This window comes from Microbacterium sp. NPDC090225 (genome assembly GCF_044772365.1).
In the GTDB taxonomy this organism is placed as follows: domain Bacteria; phylum Actinomycetota; class Actinomycetes; order Actinomycetales; family Microbacteriaceae; genus Microbacterium.
This window is the reverse complement of the sequence record NZ_JBIVYS010000002.1, coordinates 135,434-159,331: the sequence shown is the minus strand read 5'-3', so window position 1 is coordinate 159,331 and position 23,898 is coordinate 135,434. Positions and strand designations below refer to the sequence as shown.

Here is a 23,898-nt window from a genome sequence, read left to right as displayed (position 1 = left end):
GGTTACTGCGAGACGTCTTCGCCGAAGTACTTCTCGCTGATCTCGGCGAGGGTGCCGTCTGCGCGCAGCTCCTCGAGAGCGGCGTCGACGGCCTCGACGAGCGACTCCTTGTCCTTCGTGAAAGCGAAGGCCTGCTCGCCCGCGTCATCCGTCTCGGCGGCGATCTTCAGGCCCGTGGGGCTGTTGGTCGTCTCGTAGTCGAGGAAGGTGAGCTTGTCGTTGATGGTCGCGTCGACGCGGCCCTGACGCAGCAGCTCGACGGCCTGCGCCCAGCCCTCGACACCCTCGACCTTGGCGCCGGACTCGGTGGCCAGGTCGTTCCAGTTGCTCGTGAGCGACTGCGCGGTGGTCTTGCCCTCGAGGTCGGCGAACGACGAGATGGAGTCGTCGTCATCGGCGACCACGATCACGCCGGGCGAGACCGTGTACGGCGTGCTGAAGAGGTACTTGGCCGTGCGTTCGTCGTTGATCGTGACCTGGTTCGCGATCACGTCGAAGCGACCCGCGTCGAGGCCGGCGAAGATCGCGTCCCACTGGGTCTCCTCGAACTTCACCTCGAGGCCCAGCTTGTCGGCGACGGCCTCGATGATCTCGACGTCGTAACCGGTCAGCTCGCCCGCGCCGTTGTCGTCGTGGAAACTGAACGGGCGGTAGGTGCCCTCGGTGCCGACCGTGAGCGTTCCCTCCGTCGCGAGACCGAAGTCGGAGGATGCCGAGCTCTCATCGCTCGAGGTGCTGGCGGGCGTGCTCGAACCGCTGCACGCGGTGAGCGCCGCGGCGGCGACGACGAGTGCGGTGACGGCGATGAGACGACGGGACATGAACCCTCCTGGGGCATAAGGTGCGCGGGTGCGATTTTACGCGTCCGCGACGGGACTCCCCCACAGTACGTGGAGTCGAGGGGATGGCGGGCCGGCGATGACGTTGCGTTGCGTTTTTGGTATATCGGGCACGGATGCCTGGACGCAGAAACGCCCCCGGGCAGACCCGGGGGCGTTTCGGTGACTCAGCGTCAGATGGAGTTGACGTCCAGCGGGATGCCGGGGCCGAACGTGGTCGACACCGCACCCTTCTGGATGTAACGGCCCTTCGAGCTGGACGGCTTGAGGCGGACGATCTCCTCGAGAGCGGCGCCGATGTTCTCGTCGAGCTGCTCAGCGGTGAAAGATGCCTTGCCGACGACGAAGTGCACGTTGGCGTGCTTGTCGACGCGGAACTCGATCTTTCCGCCCTTGATCTCCTCGACGGCCTTGGCCGTGTTCGGGGTCACGGTGCCGGTCTTCGGGTTCGGCATCAGGCCACGCGGACCCAGGACCTTACCGAGACGACCGACCTGGCCCATGAGCTCCGGCGTGGAGACGGCCGCGTCGAACGCGGTCCAGCCGCCGGCGACCTTCTCGATGAGCTCGGCGCCGCCGACCTCGTCGGCACCTGCGGCGATCGCTGCCTCGGCCGCGGGGCCGGTGGCGAACACGATGACGCGGGCGGTCTTACCGGTGCCGTGGGGCAGGATGACGGTGCCGCGCACCATCTGGTCTGCCTTACGGGGGTCGACCGAGAGCTTCAGCGCGACCTCGACGGTCGAGTCGAACTTCGACGAGCCGGTCTCCTTCGCGAGGGCGACTGCCTCGGTCGGGGTGTAGAAACGGTCTGCCTCGATCTTCTCGACGGCAGCCTTGTAAGCCTTGGACTTAGCCATGATTATTCTCCTCAGCCCTCGACCGTGATGCCCATGGAACGGGCGGTTCCGGCGATGATCTTCGAGGCGGCCTCGATGTCGTTCGCGTTCAGGTCGGCCTGCTTGGTCTCGGCGATCTGACGGACCTGGTCCTTGGTGATCTTCGCGACCTTGACGGTGTGCGGGGTCGCCGAGCCCTTGGGCACGCCGGCGGCCTTCTTGATGAGCTCCGCAGCGGGCGGGGTCTTCAGGATGAACGTGAAGCTGCGGTCCTCGTAGACGGTGATCTCGACGGGGATGACGTTGCCGCGCTGCGACTCGGTCGCGGCGTTGTACGCCTTGCAGAACTCCATGATGTTGACGCCATGCTGACCGAGCGCGGGCCCGATCGGCGGCGCCGGGTTGGCTGCACCGGCGTTGATCTGAAGCTTGATCAGGCCGGTCACCTTCTTCTTCGGTGCCATTTCCTCTTCCTTTCCTCGAACGGATGCCGGATGCATCCGCTCTCCCGCGATCCGGCGATTCCGGACAGCGGTGACGTTCGCGCGCGCGCAGAAACGGCGCACAAACCATAGAAGTCTACCGGATGGATGCCGCGGCTCGCACCTCCGACGACGCGCGGGAGTTCTCAGCCGGAAGTCGGATGCGGATGGGAGGGTGAAAAGGTCCGGTGCCGCACCGGACACGAGAAGGAGAGCACGCATGGGACTGTTCCGCCGCAAGCCGAAGACCCCGACTCCCCCGCCCGCACCGCGCGTCGAAGCGGCCCCGCCGACGACGGCGATGCCGATCATCCGCGGCGACCTCGAGGCGGAACTGGCCGCCGAGATCGCCGGGACGGATGCTTCTCGCGGCCAGGCTCCCGCCGCAGCGACTGCCCCGCGCGGTCCCGCATTCTCCGGCCGCGGTCTGCGCCTGCAGCATCCGCCCGAGGCGGAGTTCGCCGCGGCCCACGCGCAGACGTTCGCCGACGCCGTGCAGAACATCGACGGCATCACCCTCGACTACTCGGTCCAGAGTCTGCGCACGGTGGACGGCGTGCTCGGGAACTTCGAGGAACCGGGCAGCGACGCCGTCGCGGAGACCGTGCTCGCCGCCGGGTTCTACGTGGGCGAGGTGATGGTGCGCCAGCACGGCCATCGCTGGGTGAAGACTCCGGAGGACGTGCCGCTCTGGGCTCCGTTCGACCTTCTGGTCGTCGGCCCGAAGGGCAACTACTCCAATCCGCTGAGCAAGGCGTTCAAGCGGGTGGAGAACGGCCCCGAGGACAGCGTCGCGCACTTCGTCATCGCGATGGTCGCCGCAGCTGATCGCGACTAGCGACCGAACGCAGAACGCCCCGCCGGACGGACCGGCGGGGCGTTCTGCGTAAGGAGTCCTGGGTCAGATCATCTTCGTGACCTGGTCGAACGACAGCTCGACCGGGGTCTCGCGCTCGAAGAGCGAGACGAGGACCGTGAGCTTGCCGCTCTCGGGCTTGATCTCGCTGATCGAACCGGGAAGACCCGCGAACGAGCCCTCCTTGATCGTGATGGTCTCGCCGACCTCGAAGTCGACCTCGGCCGGCAGCGGACGGGCGACGGCGACGCCGCCCTTCGACGCGATGTTCTTGGCGGTCGGCACGTCCTTGACCTCGACGAGCGACTTCAGCATGTTGAAGGCCTCTTCGAAGCGCAGCGGCGTGGGGTTGTGGGCGTTGCCCACGAAGCCCGTGACACCCGGGGTGTGGCGCACGACGGACCAGGTGTCTTCCGTGAGCTCCATGCGCACCAGCACGTAGCCGGGGATGCGCACGCGGGTGACCATCTTGCGCTGGCCGTTCTTGATCTCGACGACGTCCTCCATCGGGACCTCGACCTGGTAGATCTCGTCCTCGACCTCGAGCGTCGACTTGCGCTGCTCGATGTTCGCCTTCACCTTGCGCTCGAAGCCCGCGTACGAGTGGATGACGTACCACTTACCGGGAAGCATCCGCAGGTCGAGGCGGAACGCCTCGTAGGGGTCTTCCTCGGAGTCCTCGTCGGCCTCGACGTCGGCGGCGGGGCGGTCTTCCTCGCCGTTCACGTCGGGCCCGTCGTAGGGGGTGACCTCGTCGGCCTCGGCGGCCTCGAGCTCGGCCGTCTCTTCGGCCACTGCGTCGTTCAGGACCTCGGCGGCGGCTTCGGACTCCGCTGCCTCGTCCAGGTTGAGAGCGTCGTTCACGATCGCGTCCGCCTCCGGGTCTTCGATTTCGATGTCGTCGTCGGTGTCATCGCCGTCTTCGTCCTCGACGTGCACGGCCACGTGCTCCGCCGACTCGGATGCACGCTCTTCCGCGGCCAGGATGTTGCCCTCCTGGGCCTCGTCCTCTTCGCTGGACTGCTCTGCGGCAGGTGCCCAGTCGGCATCGTCGGAATATCGTTCAGACACGTTGCTTCTTTCCACTCACCGCGGCGAGAGCCGTGGAGACTTGTCGGTCAGCCTGCGGCGCGAGCCGCGGGGGTGTCATCAGCCGGGGATACCGAACACGTAGTGCGTCACGAACGCGAAGAACGTGTCGAGGCCGTAGACGATACCCATCACGATCAGGACGAAGACGAGCACGACCGCGGTGAACTTGAACAGCTCTTTGCGGGTCGGAGTGACGACCTTGCGCAGTTCGGAGATGACCTGGCGGATGAACAGGGCGATGCTTCCGAAGAACCGGGAGAAGGGGTTGCCCTTCTTCTCGCGGGCGGCGCCAGCCGCGATGACCTCGCCGCGCGGTTCGTCCTGACTCATCCTGAATGTACCTTTCGTGTGTCAGCGTGCGCTGACGCGCAGGGCGGACAGGAATCGAACCTGCAACCTGCGGTTTTGGAGACCGCTGCTCTGCCAATTGAGCTACCGCCCTAGAGACCGGGAGGTCTCGGGGTGTTCCCCATCCTTTCACGAAATGTCTCGGAGCGACCCGGGGCACGGCGAAAGAATGCAGAGAACAAACTGCTCACCCAGTGTACGGCATCCGACGTCGCCCGCCGAACCGGGGCGGCGTCCGACCCCTCTTGTAGGCTTCGGTGCGGGGATTCTCTGGGAGGGGTGTCGATGACAGCGGATGTGCAGCAGTTCCAGGTCGATCTGCGAGGCGTCGTCGACCTTCTGAGCCGCCACATCTACTCCAGCCCCCGGGTCTATCTGCGCGAACTGCTGCAGAACGCCCGCGACGCGATCACCGCCCGCCGAGAGGTCGACGGCGGGGGCGGACACATACGCATCACCCCGCTCACCGCCGAGAACGGCGAGTTCGTGCTGCGCGACGACGGAGTGGGCCTCACGCTCACCGAGGTCGCCGATCTGCTCGCCACGGTCGGCCGCAGCTCCAAGCGCGACATCTTCGACCTGCCCCGCAGCGACTACCTCGGCCAGTTCGGCATAGGGTTGCTCAGCTGCTTCATGGTCGCCGACACCATCGTCATCCGCTCCCGCAGCGCCAAGGGCGGCGCATCGGTCGAGTGGACGGGCAGCTCCGACGGCACCTTCCAGGTCGCCGAGATCGACGAGGAGCTGCCGATCGGCACGAGCGTGCACCTCGTGCCGCGCTTCGACGCGGGAGATCTGCTGCGCCCCGCCGCGGTGAACGAGCTCGCGACCGCGTTCGGCGAGTTCCTCCCGGTTCGGGTCACGATCGACTCCGGAGCGGGCGATGTCGACATCACGCACCCGGCCCCGTTCCTCGACGGCACCCCCGAGACCGCCGTACAGTACGGCCGTGAACTGCTCGGCGCGGCACCCCTCGACGTCATCGAGCTGCACGAGCCCGCCACCGGCACGCGCGGCCTCGCCTACGTACTGCCCTTCGCACCCCCTCCCGGGGCGCGGCAGGCCACGCGCATGTACCTCGGCCGGATGCTCCTCTCGGAGCGCGCAGCCGACGTGCTCCCCGACTGGGCTTTCTTCGTGCGCGCGGTCATCGACTCCACCGGCCTCGCCCCCACCGCGAGCCGCGAATCGCTCGTCGAGGACACGGCGCTCGAACGCGTGCGCGAACAGCTGGGCGCCGGCATCCGCCGCTGGATCCTCGAGCTCGGCCTGCGCGAGCCGCACCGACTGGCGCAGTTCGTCGCGATCCACGAACTCGGACTCAAGTCGCTCGTACGTCACGACGAGGAGCTGGCCCGGTTCATCACCCGGTGGCTGACCGTCGAGACGACGCACGGCACGATGCAGCTGGGCGACCTCGTCGAACGCTACCCGCACGTGCGCTACGCGTCGTCGGTCGACGAGTTCCGCCAGGTCGCGGGCATCTCCCCGGCATCCGAGGTGCTCGTCAACGGCGGCTACCTCTACGACGCCGACCTCGTGCGCATGCTGCCGGATCTCTACCCCGCCGTGACGATCGAGAAGGTCGACGTCACGGGTGAGCTCGACAGGCTCGACCCTCCCCCGCTCGACGACCGCGACGCCGCCGTGGCCCTCGAGGCTCGGGCGAGCGCCGTGCTCGCCGCCTCGTCGTGCGCCGTCGTGGTGCGGTCGATCGACCGCCCCGATCTCACCGGCCTCTACGTCGCCGACCCGGACGTGCTGCGCGCGATCGACCGCGGCCGCACGAAGGGCATCACCGGCTCGCTCTGGAGCGGTGTGCTCGACAAGATCGACCAGACGCTGTCCTCCGCCCGCGACGACGACCTGAGCGCACGCCTGTGCTTGAACTGGTCGAACCGCGTCGTGCGCGCCCTCGTGCGCGTCGACGACGACGCCGTGTTCGCGCGCACCCTCCAACTGCTCTACATCCAGGCCCTGCTCGCCGGGCACCACCCCCTCAGCGACGCCGACCGCACGCTGATGACCACCGCTCTCAGCGACCTCGTCTCGCTCTCGGCCGGCCTCGAAGAGGATCCTCTCCCCTTCGACGGCGACGCCGACGGCCCCACCCGTTGAATCCCCCATCGAGGAGATGACCATGACCCGTCCGAAGAAGCGCTTCTCGCAGCTCGTCGAAGAGATCGACCGCACGCCCTGGGGGCCCGCCGAGCAGGCGCTCGTGGCCGAGGCCGTCGCCCTCGCACAGGAGATCGGCGATGAGCAGCTCGAGTACCAGGCGCGCATGCGGCAGACGGCGTCGGCGAACATGAACGGCGCGACCGACGTCATGCTCAACTCCTTCGCCTGGTGCCTCGCGCGCCACGACGCCGACCCCGGCCGATTCCCCGCCGACCTCGAGTACGGCGGCGCCGACCTGATGTGGCAGTTCAAGTGGATGGCGTCGTCGCTGCGCTCGTCCCCCGCGTTCTCGCAGGAGCAGATCGCCGCGGTGCTCGACGACATGGAGACGCACTACCGCGCGGCCGACCTCGGACTCAGCGGTGTACTCACCGCGCGTTTCGAAGACGCCTGGGATGCCGGACGCCTCGACGATGCCGAGGCCCTGCGCGTGCAGCTCGAGGCGACGCCGCGCGACGACCACAGCCACTGCGACGCCTGCGGGCGCAGCCAGTTCGCCGGGTTCTTCGCCGAGACGGATCGGGATGCCGACGCCATCCGCCTCGTCGAAGAGATGATCGAGGGCGGGTTCTCGTGCGGTGAGGAGCCCGAGCACGCCCTGTCGCGCGTACTGGTGCCGTACCTGCGCAGCGGGCGCGGTGACGATGCCAAGACCGCGCACCTGCGCAGCTACCGGCTCGCGAAGGACAACCCCGACAACCTCCGGATCGTCGCGAACAACATCGTCTTCACCGCCATCACCGGCAACGAGGCGCGCGCGCTGTCGCTCGTCGAACGGCACATCGGCTGGCTCGCGCACGACGGCCTGAACGTCGACGCGCACTTCGCCGCGCTGGCCGCGTTCGCGGTCGCGCTCGACCGCGTCGCCGCGACCGGCCACGGCGAGACCCCGGTGCGGGGAGCGGATGCCGCAGCCCTCGTGCCGTTCTTCGGAGCGCACGACGGCACGTGGAGCGCCGCCGACCTCGCCGCAGCCGCCTGGGCGACCGCCGAGCGGCTCGGCGCGGAGTTCGACCGCCGGGACGGTACCGATGGTCACGCCCGCACGCTCGAGCGGATGCGTGCGCTCGGCGGCGAGAGCTACGACGTGCCGATCCGCTCGGATGCCTTCGTCGCACAGCCCGCCACCGTCGATCCGACGGATGCCGACGGCTGGTACGAGCGCGCGATGCAGCTCGCCCAGTACGGCGACGAGCAGGGCACCCTCGCCGCACTCCCGCACGCCCTCGATGTCACCGACCCCGAGAAGCGCGCACACCTGCTGTCGATGCGCCTCGGCATCCTCGTCGCGCTCGATCGCGCCGAGGAGGCGTGGCCGCTGCTGCCCGAGCGCGTCGCCGCCCTGCGCGCGGCGGGGAAGGCCGAGCAGGCCGATCTCGAGGAGCGCCTGGGGCTCGCGACCTTCGGGCTCGCCACCCCCGAGAATGCCACCGCCCTCGACCGTGAGCTCGCCGACGGCGCCGCTTTGCCGGCGTGGTCACGCGGCGACCTCGCCCTCAGTCGGGCATCGCTGCATCTGCGCGGCGACGACGCCGACGCGGACGCCGCGCTGAACCTCGCCGAACAGGCTGCACGCGCCTTCGCAGAGGCCGACGACGCCCGCCTCTCGAACACGACGACGCTCGTCGCGATCTCGGCACTGCTGCACAAGGGCGACACCGAAGCGGCATCCGCTCTGCTGGATCGACTGATCGCGCAGGACGATCTCAGCACGGGTCATCGGGCGCACGCTCTCGAGACGCGAGCCCGAATCCGTGGCGGAGGCGGCGACTTCGCCGAGGGCGCCGCCGATGCCGACGAGGTCTGCCGCCTGGTCGCGGGCCTCGGGGCCACGCGGGCGCTCGGCTCGGCGCACCTGCTGGCGGGCTCGCTGTGGGAGGACGCCGGCGAACCCGAGAAGGCCGTCGCGCGGTTCCGGGTGCTCGCGCGCATCGCCGCACAGGAGGGAGCGGATGCCACGGGCGCCGACTTCCGGATGGCGCGCGCGATGCTCGCGGCCGGAGACGCGGAAGAGGCCGCCGAGCTGTTCGGCTCGGTTCTCGAGCGCGAGGAGAAGGCCGAGGTCGAACCCGCTTCGCGTGCCGCGACCGCGATGCTGCTCGCCCGCTCGCTCGCCACGGCGGGAGAGTTCGGCCAGGCCGTCGGCGCGTACGGCTACGCCGCCGACCTGTTCGGCCAGGGCGAGGAGTTCGCGGACCAGGCCAGCGCCATGAGCGAGCAGGCCAAGATCCTCGCCCGCTTCGACGAGAACGACGACGCGCTCGCGCTGCTCGAATCGGCCGCCGACATCGTTCGTCGCGCACCCGACGCCGTGGGCGTGATGGCCGACGTGCTCCACAATCTCGGGCAGGCCTACGGCGGACGCGGCGACGAGCGGGCGTTCGCACTCTTCGACGAGGTCACAGCCCTCGCGACCGAGCACGAGGCCGACTGGTTGCGCGCCGACGTCACGGACTCCCGCGGGCGCGCGCTCGCCCAGCTCGGCCGGATCGACGAGTCCGTCGCCGCGGCGCTCACCGCTGCCGACGCCTTCGCGACCATCGGAGACGTCGGCTCCGCGGGCGGCTCGGAGCTGTTCGCTGCCCGCGTGCTCGTCTCGAACGAGCGTGGGTCCGACGCCGTGGCCGTGTACCGCAGTGCGATCGAGCACGGGGCGGAGTTCCCGCAGCTGCGTCAGGTCGCCGCCCTCGAGCTCGGGGACGTGCTCGAAGGACTCGGCCGTCATGACGAGGCTGCCGAGGTGCGGGCACTCGTCGAGAGCTGAGTCTTTCGGGGCGGGCCCTTCGACAAGCTCAGGGACCCAGGTTCCTGGATCCCTGAGCGCAGCGGAGGGTCAGAGGAACTGGCGCCAGTTCGCGCGGGCGAGGTCGAGGAGTTCGTCCCCGCGCCCGGACATGACCGTGCGGATGGCGTAGAGCGCGAAGCCCTTGACCTGCGCCGCCTCGATCGCCGGGGGCATCGAGAGCTCCTGGCGCTCGGTCACGACATCGAGCAGCGCGGGACCGTCGTGTGCGAGGACCTCGCGGACGGCATCCGGCAGGTCCTCGCTGTTCTCGACCCGGCGCGCGAAGATTCCCATCGCCTCGGCGATCGCCGCGAAGCTCGGGTTCTTCAGGTCGGTCCCGTAGGTGACGAAGCCCGCCGCCTTCATCTCGAGCTCGACGAAGTTGAGCGAGGAGTTGTTCACGACGATCGTCTTCACCGGCAGGTGGTTCTGGGTGAGGGTGATCAGCTCACCGAGCATCATCGCGAGTCCGCCGTCGCCCGCGAGCGCGACGACCTGACGGCCGGGGTGCGCGACCTGCGCCCCGATGCCGTGCAGCAGCGCGTTCGCCATCGACCCGTGCGTGAACGAGCCGATCAGGCGGCGGTTCGCGGTCATGTGCAGGTATCGGGCGGCCCAGACGGTGGGAGATCCGACATCGGCGGTGAAGACGGCGTCGTCGGTGGCGTGGTCGTTCAGCAGCTTCGCGAGGTACTGCGGGTGGATCGGACGCCCCGGCTTCGTCGGCACCGCGAGGTCGTCCAGCTTCGCCCGCGTCTTGCGGTAGTGCGCGAGTGCGTCATCGAGGTGGCCGCGGTCGTCCTTGCGGGCGATGCGCGGGAGCAGCGCTTCGGCCGTCGCACGGACGTCGCCGACGAGCCCCAGATCGAGCGGATGTCGTTTGCCGAGCTGCGAGCCGCGGATGTCGACCTGGATCGTCGTCGCCTTGTCGGGATAGAACTGCTCGTAGGGGAAGTCGCTGCCGAGCACCAGGAGCGCGTCGGCGGACTCCATCGCGCGATAGCCCGAGGCGAATCCGAGCAGCCCCGTCATGCCCACGTCGAACGGGTTGTCGTGCTCGATGAACTCCTTGCCGCGCAGGGCATGGACGATCGGGGCGCCGAGAGCGTCCGCGAGGGCGATGACCTCGTCGTGCGCTCCCTCGACGCCGGCGCCCGCGAGGATCGTGACCTTCTTCGCGGCGTTGAGCAGGGTCGCCGCCTTCTCGAGCTCCGGGCCACTGGGCACGACGACCGGGCGGGTGCGCTCGATCACGACGCTGCGGTCGTCGGCGATCTCGGCGAGGGCGACGTCTCCCGGGATCACCAGCACGGCCACGCCGCGCTTCTCGATCGCCGCGCGCATCGCGATCTCCATCAGCCGCGGCATCTGCTTCGCGTCGGCGACGTACTCGACGTACACGCTGCACTCGCGGAACAGCTCCTGCGGGTGCGTCTCCTGGAAGTACCCCGTGCCGATCTCGTTCGTCGGGATGTGCGCGGCGATCGCGAGCACCGGGACGCGCGAGCGGTTGGCGTCGTACAGGCCGTTGATCAGGTGGAGGTTGCCCGGCCCGCAGGAACCGGCGACGACGGCGAGGTCTCCCGTGGTGGCGGCATCCGCAGCGGCGGCGAAGGCCGCGGCTTCCTCGTGGCGCACGTGCACCCAGCGGATCGTGCCGTCCTTGCGGAGGGCGTCGGTGAATCCGTTGAGCGAATCACCCGGAAGTCCGTAGACCCGGTCGATCCCGTTGGCGTGCAGAGTCTTGACGATGTTCTCAGCGACATTGGCCATGCTTCGACCCTACGCCCGCCCCGGTGTGCGGAGCCTGGTCGGGTGTCGAGTGCGGACTCGGCATCCGTCGGGCCGGGTGACCACGCGCGCGCCCGTGAGGGGTCACAACACGCCGCATCCGCTCGGGAGCATGGGGCGTGTCGTGACCCCTCACAGGAAGCGCCTTCCGACGAGGAAGGTGAGAGGTCAGAAGGCGCCGCCTCCCCGAGCGCCAGGCGGCGTTTCTTGACTACTCACGACGCATTCGCGAGCAGCCGCCGCACGCGCCGCACGAGTGCGACGGGATCGTCGAAGTCGCGCCGCGTGACGGACACATATCGGTACCCGAGCGCCTCGAGCTCCGCCCGCCGGATCTGGTCGCGGCTCCACTGGTCGGGATCGCGATGGTGGTCGCCGTCGTATTCGATGATCAGGCGCGCCTCGGGATAGAACATGTCGACCCGGGCGACGAAGCGGTGCCCGTCCCGGATCTCCACATTGCATTGCGGCGTGGGGAGGCCAGCCTCGATCAGGATCAGACGGACCATCGACTCGCGTGGCGATTCGGCTCGATCGTCGGCCAGTTCCAGGGCGCGTTCTCTCGACCTCGCGCCGCGTCCGCCCCGAAACCGATGGTGAACGGCCAGCAACTCATCGAGAGTGGCGATCGGATGCCGCCTGCTGATGACGGCGTCGGTGAAAGCGAGAAGGTGAGAAAGCGAAAGGACTCGTGACACATCGACCCACATTCGAGCCGGTGCCAGAACACGGATGCCGTCGACGACGAGGACATCGTCCTCCTCCGTCTCGAGTCGATGCCCGGAGACGCCGACCCGTCGGATCCGGGTCTCGGCCCGAGCCACTCCGATTCTCGGGCGCGCCCAGGCATCCGCCTCTTCCGTCATCGGCAGCGGCAGCCCCCAGAGCAACGCTGCCGTCGTACCGCACACGAAGGCATGCGAGGGCAACGCCTCGAGGAGGAGTCGTAGCTTCTGGCTGTTCGCGAGCGCACCCCGCGCCCGCGTGCCGTGAAACGGCCGAGCGAGGTCCTTCGCCCGTAGCCGCTTGAGCGTTACTCCTTCGGTGAGCGCTGCAGAGATGGTGAACGCGGTGGGCAGACGTGCCGGGAGCGGGGATGGACGCATCCGCCGATCGTGCCTCTTCCCGCTACGTCCCGAGCTCCTCGAGGCCCCCACACCCCGGGCGCTGTGCCGAACAAGCGAGATTCAGGTTCGGTGGAGAGCAGGTGAGGGGTCGAGACACGCCGCTCGCGCGCCATACTCTGCGGCGTGTTGCGACCCCTCACGGGGAGGTGCGGGCGAGACCGCCAGAAGTCAGAAAGCACCGCCTCCCGGGATGGAAGGCGGCGTCTCTTGACCTCTCGCGAGAGGGCGCGATCAGCCGATGCGGATGAGCTTCTTGTTGACGAACTCGTCGGCGGCGAGGTGCCCGAGCTCACGCGACGTGCCGCTGCGCTTGACTCCGCCGAAGGGCAGCTCGGGGCTGTCCGCGAGCACGAGGTTGACGTAGACCATGCCGGCCTCGATCTTGTCGGCCACGCGCTCGGCCTGTGCGGCATCGGTCGTGAACACGTAGGAGCCGAGACCGAAGGTCGTGTCGTTCGCGAGATCGACCGCGGCATCCTCATCGGCGACGCGGTAGACGACTGCCGCGGGCCCGAAGAGCTCCTCGCGGTAGACGTTCATCGCGGGCGTGACGTCGGCGAGCACGGTCGGGGCGAAGAACGCGCCCTCGCGGGTGCCGCCGGTCAGCAGAGTCGCGCCCTGCTCGACGGCCTGATCGATCTGCTTCTGCAGGTTCTCGGCCGCGGTCTCGGACGACACCGGTCCGAGGACCGTGTCGTCGAGAGTCGGGTCGGATGCTTCGACCGCCGCCATCGCCGCCGTGAACTTCTCGACGAAGGCGTCGTAGAGGCCGTCGACGACGATGAAGCGCTTGGCGCCGTTGCAGGCCTGACCGTTGTTGTCGAGACGCGCATCGACGCCGGCCTGCACGGTGGCGTCGAGGTCATCCGTCGACAGCACGATGAACGGGTCGGACCCGCCGAGTTCGAGGGCCACCTTCTTGAGGTTGCGTCCGGCGATCTCGGCGACCGCAGCACCGGCACGCTCCGAGCCCGTGAGCGAGACTCCCTGCACGCGCCAGTCGGCGATCATCGTCGCGATCTGCTCGTTCGTGGCGAGCACGTTCTGGTACGCGCCCTTCGGGAATCCGGCGTCGTGATAGATCGCCTCGATCGCGGTCGACGACTCCGGGCACTGGGGCGCGGGCTTGAGCAGGATCGTGTTCCCCACGATCAGGTTCGGTGCCGCGAAACGCACGATCTGATACGCGGGGAAGTTCCACGGCATGATGCCGACGAGCGGCCCGAGCGACGAGCGGCGGATGATCGCCGACCCGTCGCCGAGGATCGCGATCGGCTGGTCGGCCATGATCGACTCCGCCTGATCGGCGTAGTACTCGGCGATGTCGGCGGCGAAGTCGACCTCGCCCAGAGCCGCCTCGCGCGGCTTGCCCATCTCGCGCACGAAGACGTCGGCCAGCTCTTCGCGGCGCTCGCGGTGCAGCTCGGCGGCACGGCGCAGGAGCGCAGCGCGCTCGGCGACGGTCGAGGTGCGCGACCATTCGCGGTGCGCCTCGTCGGCAGCGGCGAGCGCCTCCTCGATCTGCGCATCCGTGAAGGTGTCGAAGGACGCCAGCGTCTCTCCGGTGGCGGGGTTGATGACGGCGTAGTCGGTCATGGCGTGTCCTCTTCCTCGAGCGGTCAGGAGACCGGGATCAGCGTGTACTTGGTGGACAGGTATTCGTGGATGCCTTCGAAGCCGCCCTCGCGGCCGACGCCCGACTGCTTGACGCCGCCGAACGGTGCCGCGGCGTTCGAGACGACGCCCACGTTGAGACCCATCATGCCGGTCTCGAGGCCGTCGATCATCCGCTGACCGCGCTGCAGGTTCTCGGTGAACACGTACGAGACGAGCCCGTACTCGGTGTCGTTGGCGAGGCGCACGGCCTCCTCCTCGGTCGAGAAGGTGGAGATCGCGAGCACCGGCCCGAAGATCTCCTCGCGCAGGATCGCGCTGCCGGGGACGACGTCGGTGAGGACGGTCGGCTCGTAGTACGTGCCGACGCCGTCGAGCGCCTTGCCCCCGGCGAGCAGCTTCGCGCCCCGCTCGACGGCATCGCCGACGAGCTCCGAGGCCTTCGCCACCGCACCCTCGTCGATGAGCGGGCCGATCGCCACGCCCTCCTCCGTGCCGCGGCCGACCTTCATGGCATTGACCCGCTCGGTCACCTTGCGGGCGAACTCCTCGGCGACGTCCTCGTGCACGATGAAGCGGTTCGCGGCCGTGCATGCCTGGCCGATGTTGCGGAACTTCGCCAGCAGCGCGCCTTCCACGGCCTTGTCGAGGTCGGCGTCGTCGAACACGACGAACGGGGCGTTGCCGCCGAGTTCCATCGACACGCGCAGCACGCCCTCGGCGGCCTGGGCGATGAGCTTGCGCCCCACCTCGGTCGACCCGGTGAACGACAGCTTGCGCAGTCGCGGGTCGGCGATGATCGGCGCCGAGAGAGCACTCGACTTCGAGGTCTGGACGACGTTGACGACGCCCTTCGGGAGCCCCGCCTCTTCGAGCAGCTTCGTGAAGAAGATGGTCGTGAGAGGCGTGAGTGCCGGGGGCTTGATCACGACGGTGCACCCCGCGGCGAGCGCGGGAGCGATCTTGCGCGTCGCCATCGCGAACGGGAAGTTCCACGGCGTGACGAAGAACGAGGGACCGACGGGTCGCTGCGAGACCACCATGTGGCCGGTGCCCTCGGGGTTGATGCCGTAGCGGCCGCTGATGCGCACGGCCTCCTCGCTGAACCAGCGCAGGAACTCGCCGCCGTAGACGACCTCTCCGCGCGCCTCGGCGAGCGGCTTGCCCATCTCGAGCGTCATGAGCAGCGCCAGGTCCTCCTTGTGCTGCTGCACGAGGTCGAACGCACGACGCAGGATCTCGCTGCGCACGCGCGGCGCGGTCGCCGCCCACGACGCCTGTGCAGCGACGGCCGCGTCGAGGGCACGGATGCCGTCGTCCGGCGTCGCGTCGGCGATCGTGCGGATCACGGCCCCGGTGGACGGGTCGGTGACGTCGAAGGTGCCGCCGGCGGAGGCATCCGTCCATTCGCCGCCGATGAAGAGGCCGGTGGGGATGCTGTCGAGGAGGGCCTGCTCGGCCGGTGCGATCTGCGTGGTCATGGTTCTCTTTCTCTGCGGAGGCTTCTCTGAGGAGGCGGGTCGGTGTCAGCGGCGGCGGAGGCTCGGCGGGGCGTCGATGCCGAGGGTCTGCCCTCGGAAGAACGCGGGGCGCTTGACGGCGTTCCAGATCATCACCGCGATGCCGACGACGATGATGATCATGCCGAGGATGAACACGATCCCGACGCCGCCGACCTGGGCACCGGAGCCGTAGGCCGGGTCCATGGAGTCGATCAGCGTCGTGACGAACAGCACGGCGAGGATCGCCCCGCCCACGAGCGGGAACAGGAACGTGAAGAACACGTTGCGCACCGAGTCGAACCACTGCTTGCGGAAGTACCAGACGCAGGCGAACGCGGTGATCCCGTAGTAGAAGCAGATCATCATGCCGAGCGTGAGGATGGTGTCCCACAGCGTGTTCTCGCTGACGACGCGCATGACCGCGTAGAACGCCGAGGCCACGATCGCCGACACGATGGTCGCGTACCCGGGGGTGAAGAAGCGGGGGCTGACCTTCGCGAACGACTTCGGCAGGGCACCGTAGTGCCCCATCGCGAGCAGCGTGCGGGCGGGGCCGACGAACGTCGACTGCAACGACGACGCCGAGCTCGTGAGAACGGCGAGCGAGACCAGGAACGCGAGAGGGCCGAGGATCGGGCCGGAGAGGTGGAAGAACACGTTCTCCTGGATCTCCTCGTTACCGAGTCCGAGCTCACCCGTGCCGACGCCGGCGAACATGATCATCGCGACGGCGAGCAGCAGGTACAGCGTCACGATCGTGACGACCGTGACGGTGGCCGCGCGACCCGGGGTCTTCTCGGGGTCCTTGGTCTCTTCGTTCATCGTGAGGGTGACGTCCCACCCCCAGAAGATGAAGATCGAGAGCGAGAGCCCGGCGGCGACCGCGCTGAACGACGAGATCGCGAACGGGTTGAACCAGTTCAGATCGAACGGCTGATAGTCGAAGCCGTTGCCGCTGACGGCTTGCACGATCGCCGCACCGGCGAAGAAGACCAGTACGAGGAGCTGGAAGCCCACCAGCCAGTACTGAAGCTTCTGCGTGGTCTGCATGTCTCGGTACGACACGAGGGTCGCGCCGAGCATGAAGAGCAGACAGACGCCGATGTTGATCCAGGTGACGCTCGCGAGGTCGGCGATGGCCGGGTTGTTCGTGATCTGGGAGATCAAGAGGAAGAGGAAATCGACCGCGATGCCGGCGAGATTGGAGAGAACGAGGATCGTTGCGACGACGAGACCCCATCCCGCCATCCACCCGATCCACGGCCCGAAGGCACGAGTGGCCCAGGTGAACGACGTGCCCGAGTCGGGCATCCGGTTGTTGAGCTCGCGGTAGCCGAAGGCCACGAGGAGCATCGGGATGAAGCCGACGAGGATGATCGCGGGGATCTGCGCACCGACGGTGGATGCCGTGGGGCCGACCGCGGCGGTGAACGTGTACGCCGGAGCGATGCACGAGATGCCGATCACGACGGCTCCGATGAGCCCGATGGTGCCGGCGCTCAGGCCCTTGCTCGACAGGCCGGTGGTCACTGCTTCGGGCTCCGTCGCCCGATTCGTGCTGCTCATCAGCGGTCTCCTGCTTCCCCGCGCGTGCGCGGGACGACGATCATGGGAACGGGCAGCTCGTGCAGCATCTTCGCCGCCGTGCTGCCCAGGAACAGACGTCGCGGCTGTGCGAGCCTGCTGGAGCCGACGAGAGCGACCTCGCCGGGGAGCCAGGAGAGATTCGAGACCGCGTCCTCGACGCTGTCTCCGGGGGCCTCTTCCACCACGGCACCGAGGGTGTCGGGAAGACGGTCCTTCGCCCGGGTGAGCACCTCGTGGGCGTGCTCCTCGCCGACGACGCGGATCGCGCCGGTGTCGAGTCCCGGGGGAACGTCGAAGGGCACGAGCGAGACGAGGCGCAGGTCGACGCCTCCGTCGGAGGCGAGCGCTGCCGCCTCGTCGAGCAGCAGCTCTGCACCCGGTCGGGTTCCGACGGCCGCCGTGACGCGCGGCAGGACGTGGTCGTCCTGCGTCGCCGTGCCCGCCGGAGCCAGCGCGACCGGGATGGTCGACGAGTGCAGCAGCTCGGAGGCGACGGTGCCGAGACGGTGCCGCCCGAAGAGACTGCCGGCGGCCGCGCCCACGACGATGAGGCGGGCGTCGAACTCCTCGCCGGCGGCGATGAGCCCCTCGGCGAACGATTCGGCGATCCGCACGTGACCGCGGCTGTGCACCTCGTGCGGGAGGCGCAGGATCGCGTCTTCCAGCCAGCGCTTCGCCTGCGCACGGATGTGGTCCTCATACGCCCGCTCGGGCGGGACGACCGGGCTGCGCGTCCCCTCGGCGGGAAGCACGATCACCAGGTGGAGGGTCGCGTCGAGGCTGCGCGCGAGGCGTGCGCCGAGGGCCGCGGCATCGGCCCCGGCATCCGTCGCCGTGTAGCCGACGACGATCGCGGAGGTCATGCGCCGCTCGCTGCCGTGCCGGCACGACCCGCGTCGATGATGTTCTCGGCGGCGAGGTGACCCATGCGGATCGCGCCGTCGACGTGCTGGTACCCGGCACCGGCCATGTCGCTGCAGGCGAAGTGGATCGGGCCGACGGCTGCGCGCAGGTCGGCGCCGTAACGGTGCAGGCCACCCATGTCGAAGCTGGCGGCGTAGGCGCCGCGCGTCCACTCCTCGCTGCCCCAGTCGCTCTCGTAGTAGACGACCGGGTTCTTGGCCTCGGGGCCGTAGTAGTGCGACAGCGATTCGAGGATGCGCTCCTTGCGCTCCTCGGCCGAGAGCTCGAACACGCCGTCGGCGTTCGCGTCGGAGACGAAGCCCACGAGGGTGCCGCGCTCATCGCCGTGGTTGGTGTTGTCGTAGGCCTCGTGCGACAGCTCGTACGGGCTGAACGCGGTTCCACTGAGCCCCTGCTCGCGCCAGAACGGCCGGTCGTAGACGGCGTGCACCTTGATCACGAAGCCCATCGACAGGTGCTGGTGCAGCTGGTGCTGACGGCGAGGCAGTGGCGGCACGAACGAGATGCGGCTGTAGAGCACGGGCGCGTGCGCCAGGATCGCGAAGCGCGCGCTCACCGTGAGGTCGTCGGTGGTGGCGGTCACCCCGGCCGCTCCCCATTCGAGCGAGCGCACGGGCTGGTTCAGGAAGACGTCGTCGCCCAGGCGTTCGGCGAGCAGGATCGGCACCCGCTGCAGTCCGCCGACGACGCGCTTGTCGAGGATGAAGTCGGCGTCGACGAGGTGCGAGTAGGAACCCGCGGATGCCGCCATCAGCAGAGACTGCAGCAGCGAGAACGCGTGAGTGGGTTTGGTGAGCATCGCGGAGCCGGTGGCGAAGGCCAGGTTGCGCACGGCCTCGTCGTCATCGGTCTGCTGGCGCAGCCACGCGTCCCAGGTGACGGCGTCCCACTCGGCGGCCTTCGGGTGCGCCCACGGACGGTCGGGGTCGATCTCGGCGACCATCGCATCGAGGCGCTCGGTGATCTCGGCGATCGCCTTCTCGGTCTCGGCCGAGACGGGGAACATCTCCCCCGTGAAGCGCGAGGTCGTGCCGTCGGGGCCGACGTAGACGCTGTCGCCCTCGCGGTAGCGGCTGTAGGTCTCGAGGCCGAGTTCGTCGATCGTGTCGATGAGGGCCTGCTGGTCGGGAGAGACCCACTGGCCGCCGATCTCGAGCATGGCGCCGTCGATGACGTCGGTCCACAGACGCCCGCCGACGCGGTCGCGCGCCTCGAGGACGGCGACCGACAGTCCGGCCTTGCGCAGGTCGTTCGCCGCCGTGAGGCCGGCGGCGCCGGCGCCGATGATGAGGACGTCTCGCGTGATCTCAGCCATTGCAACTCCTTCGTCGGATGAAACTGTCGGGTGAATCTGTCGGGGTGATCGGTGGTGAAGAGTGCCGGCCGCGACCCCCAATCCCCCGATCAGGGTCGCGGCCGGACGTTTTCCGGGTGGCGCGAAACGCGCCCGTCGACCTACGCCGCGGCGAGCGCCGCCGCCACGATGTCGAGGCCCTCGTTCAGCAACTCGTCGCCGATCGAGAGCGGCGGGAGGAAGCGGATGACGTTGCCGTAGGTGCCGCAGGTGAGCACGATCACGCCCTGCGCGATGGCGGCCTTCGCGACCGCGGCCGTGAGCGCGGCATCCGGTGCCTTCGTCTCGGGGTCGACGAACTCGGCGGCGATCATCGCGCCGTGTCCGCGCACGTCGCCGATGCGCGCGTCGCTCTTCTGGATGTCGAGCAGTCGAGCGGTGAGGACCTCGCCGATCTCGCGGGCGCGCTCGATCACTCCGTCGTTCTCGAAGACGTCGATCGAGGCGAGGGCCGCAGCGCAGGCGATCGGGTTGCCGCCGTAGGTGCCGCCGAGTCCACCGGCATGCGATGCGTCCATGATCTCGGCGCGGCCGGTGACGGCGGCGAGCGGCAGACCGCCCGCGATGCCCTTGGCGGTCGTGATCAGGTCGGGCTCGATGCCGAAGATCTCGCTCGCGAACATATGGCCCGTGCGGGCGAATCCGGTCTGCACCTCGTCGGCGATGAAGACGACGCCGTTCGCGCGGCACCACTCGGCGATCGCGGGGAGGAAGCCCTCGGCGGGCACGATGAACCCGCCCTCGCCCTGGATGGGCTCGATGATGACGGCGGCGAGGTTGTCGGCGCCGACCTGCTTCTCGAGCTGCAGGAGGACACGGGCCGCGGCCTCCCCGCCCTCGAGACCGTCGCGGAACGGGTACGACATCGGTGCACGGTAGACCTCGGGCGCGAACGGGCCGAAACCGCTCTTGTACGGCATCGACTTGGCGGTCAGCGCCATGGTGAGGTTGGTGCGGCCGTGGTAGCCGTGATCGAAGGCGACGACGGCCTGGCGGCCCGTGTACTTGCGGGCGATCTTGATCGCGTTCTCGACCGCCTCGGCTCCCGAGTTGAACAGGGCGCTCTTCTTGGCGAAGTCGCCGGGCGTGATGCGGTTGAGCGCCTCGGCGACGCCGACGTATGACTCGTAGGGCGAGATCATGAAGCAGGTGTGCGTGAACTGCGCGGCCTGCGCGGCGACGGCCGCGGCGACCTTCGGGTGCGCGTTGCCGACCGAGGTCACGGCGATGCCGGAACCGAGGTCGATGAGCGAGTTGCCGTCGGCGTCGACGACCACGCCGCCACCCGCGGCGACCGCGGCGACCGGAACCGTGTGGCCGACACCCGCGGCGACGGCATCCGCCTTGCGGGCAAGGAGCTCGGCCGAACGCGGGCCGGGCAGTTCGGTGACCAGGCGACGCTCCTGGGGGAGCTCGGGTCCTCCGAGGGGGACGACGGGGGATGCGGTGTCGAGGAGTGCCATGTCGCGAGCGTACGACCGGGCACCGACATCGCGCATTCACCCGACTGTACAATCGGTGGCGAGACTTCGCCGAGACGTATAAGAGAGGTGCCCGATGGCCGATCAGCCCACCCTGCAGGCCCTCCTCCGTCGCCGCGATCTCGACCTCCGCCTGGTGTCACAACCGGCCGCGCTCCGCGACGGCGCCCTCGAGAAGCCGTTGCGCTGGGTGCACAGTTCGGACCTCGCCGACCCCACCCCGTTCCTCTCCGACGACCTCGCCCTCCTCACCACCGGCACGCAGTTCGACGCGGCATCCGACATCGGCGCGTACGTCGCCCGGCTCGCCGACCGCGGCGTGCTGGGTCTCGGCTTCGGCACGGAGGTGCACCGGTCCGGCATCCCCGACGCCCTCGTCGAGGCCTGCGCCCTGCACGGCATCCCGCTCTTCGAGGTGCCCTATCGCACCCCCTTCATCGCCATCGCCCGCGCCCATTCCGAAGCCATCGCCGCGCGAGCCTACGCTCGGCGCTCCTGGGCACTCGACGCGCAGCGCGGACTCGCCCTGGCCGCCCTCCGTCCCCGAGGACTCGATGCGATCATCACCGAACTCAGCCGTCGGCTGGGCGTGTGGGCCGGGATGTTCGACGCGGCGGGCGCCCTCGCGCACTCCCCCGCGCGCGACGCGGTCGACCGCCGGCTACTCGACGCCCTGGGCGAGCGCGTGACCGAGGTACTCGCCCGCGGGCTCGAGGCCGGGCAGTCGCTCACGATCGACGATCGCACCTTCCTGCTCTCGACCATCGGTCGCGGTGGACACCTGCGCGGGGTGCTCGCCCTCGAGATCGATGCCCTCGATTCCGAGGCCCGCGCCGTCGTCACCTCGGTCATCGCCATGTCGGGGCTGGCACTCGAGCAGAGCGAGCAGCTCGCGCGCAGCAGACGCCGCCTGCACTCCCAACTGCTGCGCTCCCTGCTGACCGATGACCCGTCGATCGCGCGGCGCGTGCTCGGGGCGCTGCCCGTCGCACCGATCGTCGTCGCCGTCTCCGGCGATGCTCCCGCCACCGCCCTCGTGGACTGGTGGGAGCGCCAGCGCACCGAGCACGGCGTGGCATCGTTCCTGGCCGAGTCGGACGACGGCGTGACGATGTGCGTCGCGGCCGACGACGACGCACTCATCGACGAACTGGCGGCGCGTTTCGGCATCCGTATCGGCGTCTCCGCACCCGATTCCTACGCCGCGTTCTCCCGATCGCACGCGCAGGCCCTCACCGCGCTGCGCCAGCGGGGCACGATGGGCGCCGCCCGATTCGCGGATGCCGTCGGCTCGAGCATCCTGTCGGCGTTGGCCACCGACGAGGCGCGCCTGGTCGCCGAGTCGCGCCTCGCACCGCTGCGCGCCCACGACACCGACACCGGGTCGGGGCTGGAGCACTCGCTGCGGGTGTGGCTCGAGCACGACGCGCGCGCCGAGCAGGCCGCGACCGCCCTGGGCGTGCACCGGCATACCCTCCGCTCGCGCATCGCCCAGGCGGGCACGCTGCTCGACATCGACCTGTCGTCGTTCCCGGCGCGCGCCGAGCTGTGGGCACTGCTCGAGACGGCGCGGGACTGAACCCGCTCACTCCGGCGCGTGCGCCTCGAGGAACTCGTACACATCCGTCGTGTCGACGCCGGGGAACGATCCGGTCGGGAGCGTCGCGAGCAGCGTACGCGGGGTCTTCACGTTCGGCCACGAATTCTCGCGCCAGCGCTCCTCGAGGTCGGCCGGGGCCCGGCGGCAGCACACCTCGACCGAGTGCTTCGAGACGCCGCGGTGCGGAGTGTCTCGTCCGACGAACCATTTGGTGTCGTCGAAGCGCACGCCCACACTCACCGAGTGCAGCCCTTCGCTCGACGCCTCGACCCTGGCCGTGCACCAATAGGTGCCGTTGCCGGTGTCGGTGTACTGGTAGTAGGGGTTGAATCGGTCGTCCTCGTCGAACACGACGCGGCTGGTCCACTTTCGGCAGCACATCTGGCCCTCGATCGCCCCGAGCCGGTCGGCGGGGAAGTTCACGTCGTCGTTCTCGTAGGCCTTCGTGATCGTGCCCGACTCGTGCACCTTGAGGAAGTGCACGGGGATGCCGAGGTGCCGCGTCGCGAGGTTCGTGAAGCGGTGGGCGGCCGTCTCGTACGAGACGGAGTACGCGTCGCGCAGGTCCTCGATCGAGATCGCCCGGCGGGCCTTCGCGTCGCGGAGCGCCGGCACGACGTGCGCCTCGGGGATCAGCAGCGCACCGGTGAGGTAGTTCGTCTCGACCCGCTGCCGCAGGAACTCGGCGTAGCTGCGCGGCTCGGAGTGCCCGAGGATACGGCTCGACAGCGCCTGCAGCACCGCGGTACGGGCATCGCCCTTGGCCGGCACGCTGCTCGACAGGTACAGGCGCCCGTGCGCGAGATCGGCGACGCTGCGGGTGGTCTGCGGCAGGTCCGGCGCGTAGTGCAGGGTGAAGCCGAGGTAGGCGGCGATCTCGGATGCCGTGCGCTGGGTGAGCGGGCCGCCCGGGTGGCCGACCGCGTCGAGGATCTCGGCGGCCTTCTTCTCGAGGTCGGCGAAGTGGTTGTCCTGCCGGCGCATGAGGTGGCGCAGCTCGACGTTCGCCCGCCGAGCCTCTTCCGGCGTCGCCGCCCGCTCGTCGCGGAGGCGGTCGATCTCGCCGTGCAGCGCGAGCAGGGCGGTGAGCGCCTCGGTCGGCATCGACTTCGCGATGCGGAAGGGCTCGATGCCGAGCGCCTGGAACGTCTGCCCCTTCATCGCACGCTCGAGCGCGATTTCGATGGCACTGCGCTCGTCGAGCGGCTCGCCCTCGAGCAGCGCATCGAGCGTCACCCCGAGGGCGCGCGCGATCGCCTGGAGCTGCGAGAGCTTCGCCTCGCGCTTGCCCGTCTCGATCATCGACAGCTGGCTCGGCGCGCGATCGACGGCGCTCGCGAGGTCGTCGAGCGTCAGCCCGCGCGCCGTACGCAGGCGACGGATGCGCCGCCCGATCGTGAGGGCGTCGGTCTCTTCTGCGGTTCCCGCCGGGGTCCCTGAGCCTGTCGAAGGGTCCATGACGGCGATTCTGTCACAGAAACAGAATTTCGCCTGAT

At 69.2% G+C, this 23,898-nt stretch carries 18 protein-coding genes and 1 tRNA gene; 4 read left to right on the top strand and 15 right to left on the bottom strand.

The features are described from left to right. Positions 1 to 2: 2 nt before the first annotated feature. The 3 genes from ACIQTT_RS14665 to rplK all read right to left on the bottom strand — a co-directional run bounded on the left by ACIQTT_RS14665 (position 3) and on the right by rplK (position 2,142). Positions 3 to 821 (bottom strand): amino acid ABC transporter substrate-binding protein, encoded by an 819-nt coding sequence (locus ACIQTT_RS14665; RefSeq protein WP_402791610.1) that lies wholly within the window; start codon positions 819 to 821, stop codon positions 3 to 5. A gap of 191 nt (positions 822 to 1,012) precedes the next feature. Further along, on the bottom strand, positions 1,013 to 1,699 hold the full coding sequence (rplA, locus tag ACIQTT_RS14660) for a 50S ribosomal protein L1 (protein WP_402791607.1): 687 nt from the start codon (positions 1,697 to 1,699) through the stop codon (positions 1,013 to 1,015). Between the two features lie 11 nt (positions 1,700 to 1,710). Further along, positions 1,711 to 2,142: a 50S ribosomal protein L11 gene (gene rplK, locus ACIQTT_RS14655; RefSeq protein WP_056312763.1), complete on the bottom strand. Its 432-nt coding sequence runs from the start codon at positions 2,140 to 2,142 to the stop codon at positions 1,711 to 1,713. Positions 2,143 to 2,380: 238 nt separating this feature from the next. Here rplK and ACIQTT_RS14650 point away from each other — a divergent pair, with 238 nt between their 5' ends. Further along, positions 2,381 to 2,998: a hypothetical protein gene (locus ACIQTT_RS14650; protein WP_402791604.1), complete on the top strand. Its 618-nt coding sequence runs from the start codon at positions 2,381 to 2,383 to the stop codon at positions 2,996 to 2,998. Between the two features lie 63 nt (positions 2,999 to 3,061). On the opposite strand, the gene nusG is transcribed toward ACIQTT_RS14650, so the two are convergent. The 3 genes from nusG to ACIQTT_RS14635 form a co-directional block, all read right to left on the bottom strand. Then, complete coding sequence (nusG, locus tag ACIQTT_RS14645; protein WP_402791601.1) at positions 3,062 to 4,087, bottom strand: transcription termination/antitermination protein NusG; 1,026 nt, start codon at positions 4,085 to 4,087, stop codon at positions 3,062 to 3,064. A gap of 78 nt (positions 4,088 to 4,165) precedes the next feature. Beyond that, complete coding sequence (secE, locus tag ACIQTT_RS14640; RefSeq protein WP_247625129.1) at positions 4,166 to 4,438, bottom strand: preprotein translocase subunit SecE; 273 nt, start codon at positions 4,436 to 4,438, stop codon at positions 4,166 to 4,168. Between the two features lie 39 nt (positions 4,439 to 4,477). After that, a tRNA-Trp gene (locus ACIQTT_RS14635) sits at positions 4,478 to 4,550 on the bottom strand. Between the two features lie 191 nt (positions 4,551 to 4,741). Here ACIQTT_RS14635 and ACIQTT_RS14630 point away from each other — a divergent pair. Both ACIQTT_RS14630 and ACIQTT_RS14625 read left to right on the top strand, forming a co-directional pair. Continuing rightward, positions 4,742 to 6,574, top strand: coding sequence for an HSP90 family protein (locus tag ACIQTT_RS14630; RefSeq protein ID WP_402791597.1), 1,833 nt, complete (start codon positions 4,742 to 4,744; stop codon positions 6,572 to 6,574). Positions 6,575 to 6,596: 22 nt separating this feature from the next. Next, complete coding sequence (locus tag ACIQTT_RS14625; RefSeq protein ID WP_402791595.1) at positions 6,597 to 9,401, top strand: hypothetical protein; 2,805 nt, start codon at positions 6,597 to 6,599, stop codon at positions 9,399 to 9,401. 69 nt (positions 9,402 to 9,470) lie between these two features. Here ACIQTT_RS14625 and poxB read toward each other — a convergent pair whose 3' ends face one another. The 8 genes from poxB to gabT all read right to left on the bottom strand — a co-directional run bounded on the left by poxB (position 9,471) and on the right by gabT (position 20,784). After that, entirely contained in the window at positions 9,471 to 11,195 is a 1,725-nt protein-coding gene (gene poxB / locus ACIQTT_RS14620; RefSeq protein WP_402791593.1) for a ubiquinone-dependent pyruvate dehydrogenase, read from the bottom strand. A 233-nt stretch (positions 11,196 to 11,428) separates the two neighbouring features. Continuing rightward, entirely contained in the window at positions 11,429 to 12,103 is a 675-nt protein-coding gene (locus ACIQTT_RS14615; protein ID WP_402791591.1) for an endonuclease domain-containing protein, read from the bottom strand. Between the two features lie 468 nt (positions 12,104 to 12,571). Continuing rightward, positions 12,572 to 13,936, bottom strand: coding sequence for an NAD-dependent succinate-semialdehyde dehydrogenase (locus ACIQTT_RS14610; RefSeq protein WP_402791588.1), 1,365 nt, complete (start codon positions 13,934 to 13,936; stop codon positions 12,572 to 12,574). Between the two features lie 23 nt (positions 13,937 to 13,959). After that, positions 13,960 to 15,435 carry an NAD-dependent succinate-semialdehyde dehydrogenase gene (locus ACIQTT_RS14605; protein ID WP_402791585.1) on the bottom strand — a complete coding sequence of 492 codons (1,476 nt, stop codon included), beginning with the start codon at positions 15,433 to 15,435 and terminating at the stop codon, positions 13,960 to 13,962. Between the two features lie 45 nt (positions 15,436 to 15,480). After that, positions 15,481 to 17,022: an APC family permease gene (locus tag ACIQTT_RS14600; RefSeq protein WP_247625135.1), complete on the bottom strand. Its 1,542-nt coding sequence runs from the start codon at positions 17,020 to 17,022 to the stop codon at positions 15,481 to 15,483. Then, the gene (locus ACIQTT_RS14595) at positions 17,022 to 17,906 is read right to left on the bottom strand and encodes a universal stress protein (RefSeq protein ID WP_402791582.1); all 885 of its coding nucleotides are present in this window, start codon (positions 17,904 to 17,906) and stop codon (positions 17,022 to 17,024) included. Before ACIQTT_RS14595 ends, ACIQTT_RS14600 begins: the two co-directional genes overlap by 1 nt. Beyond that, positions 17,903 to 19,282, bottom strand: a complete 1,380-nt coding sequence (locus ACIQTT_RS14590; protein ID WP_402791579.1) for a flavin monoamine oxidase family protein — start codon at positions 19,280 to 19,282, stop codon at positions 17,903 to 17,905. Before ACIQTT_RS14590 ends, ACIQTT_RS14595 begins: the two co-directional genes overlap by 4 nt. 140 nt (positions 19,283 to 19,422) lie before the next feature. After that, complete coding sequence (gene gabT / locus ACIQTT_RS14585) at positions 19,423 to 20,784, bottom strand: 4-aminobutyrate--2-oxoglutarate transaminase (protein ID WP_402791576.1); 1,362 nt, start codon at positions 20,782 to 20,784, stop codon at positions 19,423 to 19,425. 94 nt (positions 20,785 to 20,878) lie between these two features. On the opposite strand from gabT, the gene ACIQTT_RS14580 reads away from it, so the two are divergent. Beyond that, positions 20,879 to 22,381, top strand: coding sequence for a PucR family transcriptional regulator (locus ACIQTT_RS14580; protein ID WP_402791573.1), 1,503 nt, complete (start codon positions 20,879 to 20,881; stop codon positions 22,379 to 22,381). Positions 22,382 to 22,387: 6 nt separating this feature from the next. Here the strand turns inward: ACIQTT_RS14580 and ACIQTT_RS14575 are convergent, their stop codons facing one another. Further along, positions 22,388 to 23,860: a helix-turn-helix domain-containing protein gene (locus ACIQTT_RS14575; RefSeq protein WP_402791570.1), complete on the bottom strand. Its 1,473-nt coding sequence runs from the start codon at positions 23,858 to 23,860 to the stop codon at positions 22,388 to 22,390. Between the last annotated feature and the right edge of the window lie 38 nt (positions 23,861 to 23,898).